Here is a 12,217-nt window from a genome sequence, read left to right on the forward strand (position 1 = left end):
AGAAAAATGCTTGTTTTAAACATACAGGAAATTCAGAAACTCATTCCTCATCGTTATCCCATGCTCCTTATTGATCGGTTAGAGAAGATCGTTAAGGGGGAGAGCGCGGTGGGTATTAAAAATGTGACCATGAATGAATGGTTTTTTCAGGGGCATTTCCCTGAAAATCCGGTGATGCCAGGTGTTTTGATTGTGGAGGCCATGGCTCAGGCAGCCGGAACTCTGGTGATGTATTCTACAGAGAAAAAAGCCAGCGATAAACTCGTCTATTTCATGACGATTTCTGAAGCAAAATTCCGGAAGCCTGTTTTGCCGGGGGATACTTTAGAGATCTTTGTGGAGAAGATAAAAGGAAGAGATCCTCTCTGGAAGTTTTCTGGCAGAGCACAGGTTAATGGTGTTCTTGTCTCGGAAGCCATTTTTTCTGCCATGATTGTGGATAAGCCAAATGAGTAAATCTGTTGTTCATCCCACAGCTATTGTCTCTAAAAAAGCCATTATTGGTAAGAATGTCCACATTGGACCCTATTGCTGCATTGGAGAAGACGTTGTTTTAGGAGATGGCGTGACACTCCATTCTCATGTGGTGATTGAGGGGAAAACCTCAGTGGGAGAAGGGACGGAAATTTTTTCTTTTGCTGTTATTGGAGCAGCCCCCCAATTTTTGAGTTCCCTTCCGGAATATTCTAAAATAACGATCGGAAAAAACAACAAGATCCGAGAACATGTCACAATTCATGCGGGAACTCAACCGGAAGGAACCCTGGTGGGGGATAATGGATTTTTTATGGTGGCGTGTCACATTGCCCATGATTGCCGGGTCGGAAATAAGGTCGTCATGGCTAACAATGCAACGCTCGGTGGCCATGTGGAAATAGGAGACAATGTTATTCTTGGTGGACTGTGTGCCATTCACCAGAAAGTGCGCTTGGGGAAGGGCTGCATTATTGGAGGGGTCTCCCCCGTTGTGGGGGATGTTATTCCTTATGGATCTGTGATGGGGAACCGTGCGGTTTTGTGTGGACTAAATCTAGTGGGGTTGCGCCGTCATGGAATAGATCGTGAAAGTATTCACAAGCTGCGGACAGCCTATCGGTTATTATTTGCAGACGAGGGAACACTGACCGAACGTATCCAGGGGACTGTAGAGCTTTTTTCAGAGGATCCGATCGTTATGGGGGTCGTAGAATTTTTGCAGCAAAATGCTGCCAATAACTTGCGTCCTCTTTGTCTGCCGAGGTAGACTATGGAGAATCAACCCCTTGGTATTGTTATGGGTAAAGGAGACTTGCCCTCTCTTCTCATCGACTTCTGTAAAAAAAATAAACGTCCCTATCTTCTATTTCCGATCAAATATCAAGTTGACGTGTCTTTTATAAGAAAGCATCCTCATGTGTGGGTTTCTTTTGGTCAGATCAAAAAGAATCTTGATTTGCTTAGAAAATACAATATTAAAGAATTGGTTTTCGTTGGGACTGTTCAGCGTCCTCGGCTCCTTTCTTTGAATTTGGATTGGATGGGCTGGAAATGGTTAGTAACCATTGGTTGGAAAGCTTTCGGAGATGATGGGTTGTTGTCAGGCATTATTGGGCTCTTTGAGAAGGAAGGGTTTAAAATTGTGGGAGCTCATCAGTTGATTCGAGACTTGTTGATGCCTCAAGGAAAGTTAGGAAAAATAGATCCAACCGGTGAAGATAAAAAAAATATTGCTTTAGGATTTGAGGCTGCCAAAGAATTAGGACGTCAGGATAGAGGGCAGGGGGTGATTGTGGAAAATGGATTCATCCTTGCGAGAGAAACCATGGAAGGCACAGATTGGATGCTGAAAGAAACAGCTCCCTTGCTGAGCAAGACAGGATCAGCCATTTTGGTAAAGGTTTCCAAACCACAACAAGAGAAAAGAGTAGACCTCCCCACTATTGGACCAGAAACTATAGAAAATTTAGCGCGTTACGGGTATAAAGGAATCGCCTTAGAGGCGGAAAATGGATTTCTTTTGCATCCAGAAAAAGTCATAAAATTGGCTGATCAGAAAGGGATTTTTGTTTACGGTGTCACAGAAAAAAAAGTTTAAAGTCGTCCTCGTTGCAGGCGAGCCTTCCGGAGATTTTCTGGGAGCACAACTGATGAAGGCCCTCAAGAAAAAAACAGATTTCATCGAATTCTTTGGGATTGGGGGCTATTTAATGGAGAAGGAAGGCATTCGCTCTTTTTTTCCTCTTTCAGACCTTTCCATCATGGGTATCTTTGAAAACTGGCGCCAAACGCTTAAAGCCTGGAAACGGTTAAAAGAAACAAAAAATCTAATTGTTGGGATTAATCCGGATCTTGTTGTGACCATGGATTTCCCGGGGTTTAATTTTAGATTGGGAAAAGGATTAAGAAAACGGTTAAAGGAGACTCCTTTGATTCATTATGTGGCTCCTACCGTTTGGGCTTGGCGACCGGGACGTGCTAAGAAAGTATCTAAGTTCTTAACCCATCTTTTAACGCTTTTTCCTTTTGAGCCTCCTTACTTCAAAAAGTACAAACTACCCACCACCTTTGTGGGACATCCCGTCGTAGAGTTGGGGTTTGATGAGGGCAGTAAACAGCGTTTCATGAAAAGGTACGAAATTTCTAAAGAGGAAACCTTATTAACCATTTTACCGGGAAGTCGGATAGTGGAATTAAAACATCATCTGGATATTTTTCAGAAGACAGTGGATATGATAAGCACTCGTATTCCGCGGTTGAAAGTCGTTATTCCAACTTTGCCTGATTTGGAAGGCTACCTGAAAAGCCATTGGTCTTCTTCTGTTCCCATGATCTTGGTTACCGAGATTCAAGAAAAAAAAGATGCGTATGCTGCAAGCTCCATGGCCATTGCGGCCTCTGGCACCATCGCTTTAGAGCTTGCCCAGGCAAATCTACCCATGATTATTGCTTATAAAGTGTCTCCCGTGAGTGCTTGGATCATCAGAGCGTCAGTGCAGGTAAAATATTGCTGCATGGTGAACATTTTGTTGAGGAAGTACATCGTTCCTGAGTTTTTACAAAAAGACTGTACACCCACCAAATTATGTTTGGAAGCTTTGAAAATTCTGAAAAACCCCCAAAAACGTCAGCAACAGTTAGAAGCTTTCGCCCGCGTGAACGAGCTTTTAAGGCCGGCAACTATGACTCCCAGTGAAAAGGCCGCTTCTGTTGTTTTGCGTTACTTACAACCAACAGAAGGGGGATAATTTCCCAAAAAGATTTGCAGTTTTTGGGAAATAAGGTATAACCAACAGAACAGAATAGCTGACAATATATGGGTACGGTGTTGCTTGCGTAGAATACCGTGCGGTGCTCCTTGGCTTTTAAAGTATCGGAGCCATGCAAAACGCGAAAGAGGGAACGACTTATGATTATGACCGGCGGTTTTTTTTCTTATGATAACTTATTCTTGATCATTCTATGTTCAGGCATTTTAGCCCTGTTTTATGGGATGTGTGTTTCACACTCTATTTTGAAATTGCCCGCTGGAACCCAGCGCATGCAAGAGATTGCGGCTGCCATTCAGGAGGGTGCCAAAGCGTACCTTAATCGCCAATATCAAACCATTGCCGTGGTGGGCAGCGTCATTGCTATAGCTCTCTGGCTGTTGATGGGGCTTCATATTTCCTTAGGCTTTATTTTAGGAGCGGTTCTCTCTGGTGTTGCCGGGTATATTGGTATGTATATCTCTGTACGTGCCAATGTGCGGACGGCAGAAGCGGCTAGAACAGGGCTTGAGAAAGCATTATCCCTTTCTTTTAGATCTGGAGCGGTCACCGGCATGTTAGTTGTGGGGCTCGGACTTTTAGGGGTGACGGCTGCTTTTGGGGGTCTTGAACGCCTTGGGTTTGAAACACGTAAGATTCTTGAAACTTTGGTAGCGCTCAGCTTTGGGGCGTCATTAATTTCTATTTTTGCCCGGTTGGGGGGAGGCATTTTCACCAAGGGCGCTGACGTGGGGGCGGACCTTGTGGGGAAGATTGAAGCCGGTATTCCGGAAGATGATCCTCGTAATCCGGCGGTTATTGCCGATAACGTGGGAGATAACGTGGGCGACTGTGCTGGAATGGCGGCAGACCTTTTTGAAACCTATGTGGTTACGATTGTGGCGACCATGTTGATGGGGGCTATTCTCTTTACGGGAGAGGCACAAAAAACCCTTATGATTTACCCTCTTTTGATTGGGGCAGTCTCAATTATTGGGTCATTGCTTGGGACTTTCTGTGTGAAATTAGGGTCCGATAATAACATTATGGGGGCTCTTTACAAGGGGTTCATTGCCAGTGCAGTTTTCTCGGGTATCTTTGTGATGGGGTTAACTTATTTTCTCTTCGATGGGGTGATGGTTGAAGTAGGCAATGTGCTGATTACAAGAGATAATATGATTATGTGTAGCGTGATCGGGTTATTGGTGACAGGTGCCTTGGTGTGGATCACAGAGTATTATACGTCCACGAAGTATCGTCCGGTTAAAAGTATTGCGGCGGCTTCTCAAACAGGGCATGGAACCAATATCATTCAAGGGTTGGCCATTTCTATGGAGGCAACAGCCCTTCCCGTATTGATTATTTGTGCAGGGATTATTTCTTCTTACCTGACAGCGGGACTTTATGGAATCGCTGTCGCTGCCACCATCATGCTGTCTTTGGCGGGGATTGTGATTGCTTTGGATGCGTATGGTCCTGTGACAGATAACGCCGGAGGTATTGCGGAAATGTCTGACTTGCCAGAATCTGTACGCAAGGTAACCGATGCGTTGGACGCCGTGGGAAATACCACGAAAGCCGTTACAAAGGGATATGCTATTGGATCTGCAGCGCTTGCCTCGCTTGTTTTGTTTGCGGCCTACACAGAAGACCTAAAACACTATTTTCCAAATATCACCTGTGGCTTTGACCTCAGAGATCCGTATGTGGTGGTGGGGCTCTTCTTGGGCGGATTATTGCCATACCTCTTTGGTTCCATGGGTATGATGGCGGTTGGTCGTGCAGCGGGGGCTGTGGTGATGGAAGTGCGTCGACAGTTCAAAGAAATCAAGGGGATCATGACAGGTAAGGCAAAGCCAGAGTATGGAACGGCCGTTGACTTGCTCACCATTGCAGCCATTAAAGAAATGATTTTGCCGTCGTTGTTGCCCATTGTTGCACCCATCGCTCTTTATACAGTGATCTACTATGTAGCGGGCATGTCCCATGCGTTTGCCGCTCTTGGGGCCATGCTTTTAGGCACAATCGTCACGGGCATCTTCGTCGCCCTTTCCATGACTTCTGGAGGAGGTGCGTGGGATAATGCCAAGAAGTATATCGAAGAGGGACATTTTGGGGGCAAGAATTCTCCGGCGCATCATGCTTCCATTACGGGGGACACGGTGGGTGATCCTTACAAGGACACAGCGGGCCCCGCCATCAACCCCATGATTAAGATTATCAACATCGTGGCGTTGCTGCTGCTCGCGGCTCTCGCCCGGTTCTAATAGAAGCCTACTTGTAAACTAAAGGCGTCGTCTTTCTTTTTAGAGGAGTGCGGGGTTTTTTGTTATCTCTTAACTTTAAATAAAAAAGCTTACATAAAAAGATGCCTGTCAAAAAATGACAGGCATTCATAGTTTAAATGATGAAGGACTAAACCGATCTTTTCGGTTTTACTAACTCTGCAAAATATTATGGCATTTTCATGATGATATCCTCCTCTTTTTGTTGGACTTTCTGTGTGCAAGATAGATCGTCTTTTTCTTAAAGAAAAGTTGACTTAAAAGAAATTTTCAACTCTGGCATGACTCATAATTCTACACGGCCAGTCATCTGAATAAAGTTCTTGTTTTGAGAGTATATAAGCAGTAGAAAAGAATGAATATTTTGAAAGGGGATACAATTATGACTTTACTAAAGACGATGTCTTTCATTGCGGTTACATCAGCATTTTTGTGCACTGTTAATGCAGCCTCTTCTGCTGAAGATGCCACTCAAGAACGGTTTAATCCTACTGTTTCTAGAGTAGGAGACATTGGGGATTGCATTGATCTTCATCCGGGATTAGATAGAAACCAAATAGATTTGGCTCTGCTCAATCCAAATGGTAACCTGAAGATGATTTTACGGAGAGATCCTAACAGCATCTGGAACGGAGGGGATGAAGCTGAATTCATTAGAAACCTTACTGGCTCCCTCCGACTCCTGCCCGATGCGAGTCTCAGCAGCATTACTGAATTTAGACTCGATCCTTGGTTTCTTGACCCAGAGAGCCGACGAGCTTATGTGGGTCTCTTAGCAACCCTTCGGTGTGTTTCTCCAAATTTGAAAACTTTTGTATGGGTAAGGGATGGACAATGGGGGCAGAGTCGTTTTTGGACAGATGATTATATACAGTTAACCAGGGATGTATTTCCAAATTTGAAAATGACTGATTTCAAGGTATTGAATCTAAAGGGTCAGCTAAAAAATAATTTCAAATGGATTGATGGTCCAAATGGAAAACGAGGTCTTGCCAATAATCAGGATTTCCTTGAATTCAATTCAGAGCTCAGATCTGAGTGGTAACATCTAGCACAGAGGAGGAGATTTCTCTTCAGGAGATATTCCTTATTGTAGATTTTTAAACATTAAACCTGAAGTGGAGAATGTCGCCGTCTTGAACGACGTATTCTTTTCCTTCTTGGCGGAACTTTCCCGCTTCCTTGGCGCCGGCTTCCCCTTTGCAGTTAATAAAATCTGCGTAGGCGATGGTTTCGGCGCGGATAAATCCTCGTTCAAAGTCTGAGTGAATGCAGCCAGCGGCCTCTGGGGCGGTAGCTCCTTTAAAAGTGGTCCAAGCGCGCGTTTCTTTGGGCCCACAGGTAAAGAAGGTTAAAAGATTTAAAAGCCCGTATCCTTTCTCAATCACGCGGTCGAGACCTGATTGGGTGAGACCCAGTTCGTTGAGGAACATCTCTTTTTCTTCACGGGAGCCAAGCGTAGAAATCTCTGACTCAATGGAGGCAGAAATCACCACAGAGGAGGCATTTTCTTGGCTTGCCATGACGGCCACTTTTTGTGTCCAATCATTGCCGGTGCTCGCCTCTGATTCTTGAACATTGCAAACGTACAAAACAGGTTTTAGGGTGATGAGGCCAAATCCGTTGGCGATCAGGGATTCTGCTGACGTAAGCGAGACAGATCGTGCGGGGCGTCCGTCTTCAAGAGCCGCCAATAATTTGGTGCAAATGAGATCTTCTTCCTTAGCGTCTTTGTCTTGTGATTTCAGTTTCTTGGAGAGGGCCTCTTTTCTTTTGGTCAGAGAGGCCAAATCGGACAGCATCAATTCAGTATCAATAATTTCTTTGTCGCGCAAGGGGTCAATGCTGTGCTCCACATGGGTAATGTCAGCATCTTCAAAGCAGCGCAACACATGAATGATGGCATCAACGGATCGGATGTGTCCCAAGAATTGGTTGCCGAGACCTTCGCCTTTGCTGGCACCCCTCACAAGCCCTGCAATATCCACAAATTCGAGAGTTGTGGGAATGATGGCTTCTGATTTAGCAATGACAGAAATTTTAGAGAGGCGTTCATCGGGCACGCCTACTTTTCCAATATTGGGTTCAATGGTGCAAAAGGGATAATTGGCGGCCTCTGCCTTAGCAGTGGAGGTGAGAGCGTTAAAAAGAGTTGATTTTCCCACATTGGGCAATCCAACGATGCCACAGTTAAATCCCATTACTTTTCTCCTAGTACGGAAGGAACATAAGTTTCCATTGCTTCTAAAAGTTTTGGAAAATGTTCGGCCATTTTGTCATATAAAGGAACCAGATCTTCCAGTTCTCTCTTATCAAAGTCATTGAGTACGTAATTAGACACATCCTCTGCATGAAGAGGGCGGCCAATACCAATGCGGAGACGCCAGAAGTTAGGAGACCCGAGCATTTGTTCAATGTTTTTAATCCCATTATGCCCGCCGGAGCTTCCTCCCTGTTTTACGCGTATCTTGCCAAATTCGATATCTAAATCATCATGAATAACCAAAATTTCTTCCGGCGGAATTTTGAAAAACTGGGCAAGGGCAGCAACGGATTGACCCGAGACATTCATAAAGGTAAGAGGCTTTAGAAAGTATAATTTATGGCCCTGGATCGTCCCTTCAGTGAGGGCACCTTTGAATTTGGGCTGATACTCAGGAAGAGAAAAAAAATCAACTAAATGATCTAAAAATAAAAACCCAGCGTTGTGCCGGGTTTTTAAATATTTTTCGCCCGGATTTCCAAGGGCGGCAATAAGTTTCATTGTTACTCAGATTTGCTGCTGTCGTTAGGGGCCGCGTCTACTGTTGTAGGCGCAGTTTCTGCAGATTCATCTGATTCTGAGGAAACTTTTGGCTGAGTCAGAGTTAGAATTGTTTCAATTCTCTCTGGGTGTTCAACTTCCACACCGGCTGGTAATGTCAGATCAGCTAAGTGGATGGTAGAACCAATCTTCATCCCACCTACATCAATGGCGATGAACTCAGGAATAGATTCAGGCGAACAGGTGATGGGAAGGGAGTGGCGCAGAAGACTTAAAAGCCCTCCTTGCTTTAATCCTGGCGCTTTATCTTCATTTAAGATCTTAATGCTAACTTCTAGGCGAATACGGCTGTCCACGTCTACGGTGATGAGATCAATGTGTAAAGGGCGATCACTCACAGGGTGTTTTTGAACACTCTTAATCAAAACTTTCTTAGAAGCGCCGTCTACAGACACTTGGAAAAGGTGGCTTGAAAAGCCTTTTTCTTTCATCTCTTTCACAAGAACGCGCTCTTCAACAGACATGTTCTTGGGAGACTGATTCTTTCCATACAAAGAAACAGGCACATAACCTGTCAGGCGCAATGCTCGTGTGGGGCCTGTTCCAAGTTCACTTCTCACTTGCAAACTGAGAGATCTGATTTCAGTCACTTTAACGTCTCCTTAACCAATACTCATGGCATTCAATAAAAAACATATATCTGATTTTCTACGCGTTCTTGCCTTGAAGATCAAGAGAAAAATGGGATTTTAGCCTTAGATATCAATGTTTTTTGCGAGACTTGCGTTTTGTTGAATAAACTCGTAGCGTGTTTCGGGTCTCTTCCCCATGAGATTTTCCACGAAAAGTTCCAGTTCTTCCGGGGTTTTATCCTTTACATGAAAGAGCTTGACTTGAAGAAGAGAGCGCTTGTTTTTATCCATGGTGGTTTCGCGAAGTTGAGCTGCGCCCATTTCACCCAAGCCTTTGAAACGGCTAATGGAAACTTTACCCGCATTTTTGAATTCTGTTTTTAGAACATAGTCTTTTTCTTTATCGTCGCGGACATAAACAGACTTTGATCCATTGTGTACGCGATAGAGGGGAGGTTGGGCCAAATAAAGATGACCATTTTCAATCATGGGGCGCATCTCTTTATAAAAATAGGTCATTAAGAGAGAGGCAATGTGCGCGCCATCCACGTCAGCATCGGTCATGATGATGATCTTTTCGTACCGAAGCCGTTCTTCGTCGTAGGCAGAGCGTGTGCCACAGCCAAGAGTCTGCTCAATATTGAAAATCTCTTGATTGTTTTTGATTTTATCTGTGGTGGTATGGGCAACGTTCAGAATCTTTCCACGGAGAGGCAAGATGGCTTGGGTTGCTCGATCTCGGGCTGTTTTGGCGGATCCGCCCGCGCTGTCACCCTCCACTAAGAAGAGCTCTGTCCCGTTTTTGGTTTGTTGAGAACAATCGGCTAATTTTCCAGGCAAGCGCAATCTTTGGGTGGGCGTCTTTCTGAGTTCTTCTCGTTCCTGTTTTTGACGTTCTCTCATCTCTGCGGATTCAATCATGGAATCTAAAAGGGTATGAGCCATGTCTGGATTGCCACTCAGCCAATGGTCAAAATGGTCCCGTACAGCAGCTTCCACAAGTTTTGTGGCTTTAGGGCTGGATAATTTTTCCTTGGTTTGGCCTTGGAATTGGGGATCCTTAATGAAGACAGAAACAACGCTGATACTTTTCGAAAATACATCATCTGCTGTAATTTTCGAGGCCCTTTTGTTTTTTGCAAAATCGCCGAACTCTTTCATTCCCTTTAAGAGGGCATGTCTGAATCCCTGCTCGTGGGTTCCGCCCAAGGTGGTGGCGATGGTGTTACAATAAGATGTAAACGAACCATCTCCTCTGCTGACCCAAGCCACAGCCCACTCAATGCGTCCTTCCTTGTGGGGAAAATCCATGGCGCCTTGGAAGAAAGAGGGCGTAATCAGTTCCCTTTTTTCTAGTAAAGTTTGTAAGAAATCGGAAATACCGCCTGGAAAATGAAACGTCTCGGTTTCGGGGGTGGACCCAGCGATTTCAGGATCGCAAGACCACAAGATTTCTACGCCGCGGTGAAGATAGGCCCGGGAACGTGCCATTTTATAGAGAACGGATGCCTTAAAATCTGAATGTTTTTCAAAAATTTCGGCATCAGGTTTAAAGGAAATCAGGGTGCTGGATTCTACTTTTTTACCCACTTCTTTTTTAACTGTTAACTTTGAGGTGGGATGTCCTTTTTCATAGTTTTGGTGCCAAATTTTACCATCTCGTGTTACCTCGACGCGGAGATGTTCGGACAACGCATTCACCACAGAGATACCGACTCCATGAAGTCCTCCAGAGGTTTGGTAAACTTTGTCAGAGAATTTTCCGCCAGAGTGCAGGGTGGTTAAAATAACTTCTAACGCCGATTGCTTAGGAAATTTGGGGTGAGGGTCTATGGGAATACCGCGTCCATTATCTTTGATGGTTAAATAACCATTTTTGGCCAAATGAATCTCTATGTGGTTAGAAAAACCGGACACAACTTCGTCCATGGCATTGTCCAGAACTTCGGCGGCTAAGTGATGGAGTGCTTTCTCATCTGTGCCCCCCACATACATTCCAGGGCGTCGACGGACAGGCTCCAGGCCTTCCAACACCTCAATATCTTTGGCAGAGTATTCCTGAGAACGGCTCTTTTTAGGAGATTTTTCCATTTTTTCTAATAAATCGGACATGCTTTGATTATGGGTTATATTTTTTTTAGGTGCAAGAGTATCTAATGTTTGAATTGTTCTTTTAACATTCTGTGTTCTAAATTGTTTTCTTTGTTAAAGAGCAGTGTGGCTTTTTTGTTTGAAGCTTTAAAAATTCTGACTTTTTTAACATCTTTGATTTCTATGAAATCTGCCACCAGGGAGACGGGACGGCTCTGTTCGTTGTGAATCTCTATCTCGATAACCGCGGTATCACTGAGGACGGCGCCTTTCCATCGACGGGGACGGAAGGGGCAAATGGGGGTTAAGGCCAATACATTGCTTTCTAAAGGCAAAATAGGACCATTGGCGGAATAATTGTAGGCGGTGCTTCCAGCTGGGGTGGCGACCAGGATGCCATCGCAAATCAAATTCTGTAAATATTGGTGATTATTGATGGTGATAGCAATGTGGGCAGCTTGGGCGCTCGCGCGCGTTAAAGAAATTTCATTAAAGGCATGGCGCGTCATTTTAACGTTGTGACTATCCTCAATTTCTGCGGTGAGAGAAGACAGGGTGACGGAATAGCTAGAAGAAATAAGATCGTCTAAAGAATCAAGCTCAGAGTCTAAGATGGTGTTCATTAAAAACCCGAGCCCTCCACAGTTAATTCCATAAATATGTTTGGAGTAGGGAAGGGTGTGTAGGGTGTGTAGTAGGAATCCATCGCCCCCTAGAACCACAACAATGGAGGCGTCTTCGAGAGAATGATGGGGAAACTTTTGCAACAGAAGTTTGAGATACTTCTGAGATTTTTGAGTTTTATTGGCGATGAAATGAATTTTTAACATGGGATTTTATTTCTAATATAATTTAAAATAACCGTAAAGCCTTATATGGTTTCAGTCCTGAATTTTAAAAATAAAAAATGGGGCGGGTTTTACCCCACCCCACAAAGTCTAACAGGGAGGCTTTTACGTCTAAGTGACGTAAAAATTCAAGAACCAAAGTTCTCAAACTTCTGGGCGTTGCGCCCAGAACTGGCTAGAGGTTACTCTATGATTTAACTGATAGATTGTTTATGGAAGAAAATCCATGGTTCAATGGTCTTGTTTCTTATGCGATTCTTGCATGATTTTTTCGCCAAAATACACAAGACTGGTCTACTGTAATGGGGTATAGTTTAAATACTTAAAATGGAGAATGTCAGATATCAGTATCTTTAGGTCATTATCTAACGCT

General features: G+C 44.2%; 11 protein-coding genes. 6 read left to right on the forward strand and 5 right to left on the reverse strand.

Translation table 11 applies throughout. The features are described from left to right. The first annotated feature begins 6 nt into the window (after positions 1–6). From A2621_02730 to A2621_02755, 6 genes are all read left to right on the forward strand, one after another. Entirely contained in the window at positions 7–456 is a 450-nt protein-coding gene (locus A2621_02730; GenBank protein OFW89789.1) for a 3-hydroxyacyl-[acyl-carrier-protein] dehydratase FabZ, read from the forward strand. Further along, a complete protein-coding gene (locus A2621_02735) occupies positions 449–1,243 on the forward strand; it encodes an acyl-[acyl-carrier-protein]--UDP-N-acetylglucosamine O-acyltransferase (GenBank protein ID OFW89790.1) in 795 nt (264 codons plus the stop codon). The genes A2621_02730 and A2621_02735 overlap by 8 nt, the downstream gene beginning before the upstream one ends. A gap of 3 nt (positions 1,244–1,246) precedes the next feature. Continuing rightward, on the forward strand, positions 1,247–2,074 hold the full coding sequence (locus A2621_02740) for a hypothetical protein (GenBank protein OFW89791.1): 828 nt from the start codon (positions 1,247–1,249) through the stop codon (positions 2,072–2,074). Next, entirely contained in the window at positions 2,052–3,224 is a 1,173-nt protein-coding gene (locus tag A2621_02745; GenBank protein ID OFW89792.1) for a lipid-A-disaccharide synthase, read from the forward strand. The genes A2621_02740 and A2621_02745 overlap by 23 nt, the downstream gene beginning before the upstream one ends. Before the next feature lie 167 nt (positions 3,225–3,391). After that, positions 3,392–5,491 (forward strand): sodium-translocating pyrophosphatase, encoded by a 2,100-nt coding sequence (gene hppA / locus A2621_02750; GenBank protein OFW90125.1) that lies wholly within the window; start codon positions 3,392–3,394, stop codon positions 5,489–5,491. Between the two features lie 373 nt (positions 5,492–5,864). Continuing rightward, positions 5,865–6,554, forward strand: a complete 690-nt coding sequence (locus A2621_02755) for a hypothetical protein (protein OFW89793.1) — start codon at positions 5,865–5,867, stop codon at positions 6,552–6,554. Positions 6,555–6,609: 55 nt separating this feature from the next. On the opposite strand, the gene A2621_02760 is transcribed toward A2621_02755, so the two are convergent. The 5 genes from A2621_02760 to A2621_02780 all read right to left on the reverse strand — a co-directional run bounded on the left by A2621_02760 (position 6,610) and on the right by A2621_02780 (position 11,826). Continuing rightward, on the reverse strand, positions 6,610–7,710 hold the full coding sequence (locus A2621_02760; protein OFW89794.1) for a redox-regulated ATPase YchF: 1,101 nt from the start codon (positions 7,708–7,710) through the stop codon (positions 6,610–6,612). Then, the gene (locus A2621_02765) at positions 7,710–8,273 is read right to left on the reverse strand and encodes an aminoacyl-tRNA hydrolase (GenBank protein OFW89795.1); all 564 of its coding nucleotides are present in this window, start codon (positions 8,271–8,273) and stop codon (positions 7,710–7,712) included. The genes A2621_02760 and A2621_02765 overlap by 1 nt, the downstream gene beginning before the upstream one ends. A gap of 2 nt (positions 8,274–8,275) precedes the next feature. Next, positions 8,276–8,923 (reverse strand): hypothetical protein, encoded by a 648-nt coding sequence (locus A2621_02770; GenBank protein ID OFW89796.1) that lies wholly within the window; start codon positions 8,921–8,923, stop codon positions 8,276–8,278. Positions 8,924–9,028: 105 nt separating this feature from the next. Beyond that, positions 9,029–11,017 carry a DNA topoisomerase IV subunit B gene (locus A2621_02775; protein ID OFW89797.1) on the reverse strand — a complete coding sequence of 663 codons (1,989 nt, stop codon included), beginning with the start codon at positions 11,015–11,017 and terminating at the stop codon, positions 9,029–9,031. A 41-nt stretch (positions 11,018–11,058) separates the two neighbouring features. Continuing rightward, positions 11,059–11,826, reverse strand: a complete 768-nt coding sequence (locus A2621_02780; GenBank protein ID OFW89798.1) for an NAD kinase — start codon at positions 11,824–11,826, stop codon at positions 11,059–11,061. Positions 11,827–12,217 lie beyond the last annotated feature (391 nt).

The organism is Alphaproteobacteria bacterium RIFCSPHIGHO2_01_FULL_41_14 (assembly GCA_001767855.1).
Classification (GTDB): domain Bacteria; phylum Pseudomonadota; class Alphaproteobacteria; order UBA7879; family UBA5542; genus 2-01-FULL-41-14.

Coding starts and splice junctions, on each gene's coding strand:
- A2621_02775 (OFW89797.1), bottom strand. CDS start 11,017: ATGTCCGATTTATTAGAAAAAATGGAAAAATCTCCTAAAAAGAGCCGT.
- A2621_02740 (OFW89791.1), top strand. CDS start 1,247: ATGGAGAATCAACCCCTTGGTATTGTTATGGGTAAAGGAGACTTGCCC.
- A2621_02760 (OFW89794.1), bottom strand. CDS start 7,710: ATGGGATTTAACTGTGGCATCGTTGGATTGCCCAATGTGGGAAAATCA.
- hppA (OFW90125.1), top strand. CDS start 3,392: ATGACCGGCGGTTTTTTTTCTTATGATAACTTATTCTTGATCATTCTA.
- A2621_02765 (OFW89795.1), bottom strand. CDS start 8,273: ATGAAACTTATTGCCGCCCTTGGAAATCCGGGCGAAAAATATTTAAAA.
- A2621_02730 (OFW89789.1), top strand. CDS start 7: ATGCTTGTTTTAAACATACAGGAAATTCAGAAACTCATTCCTCATCGT.
- A2621_02780 (OFW89798.1), bottom strand. CDS start 11,826: ATGTTAAAAATTCATTTCATCGCCAATAAAACTCAAAAATCTCAGAAG.
- A2621_02755 (OFW89793.1), top strand. CDS start 5,865: ATGAATATTTTGAAAGGGGATACAATTATGACTTTACTAAAGACGATG.
- A2621_02735 (OFW89790.1), top strand. CDS start 449: ATGAGTAAATCTGTTGTTCATCCCACAGCTATTGTCTCTAAAAAAGCC.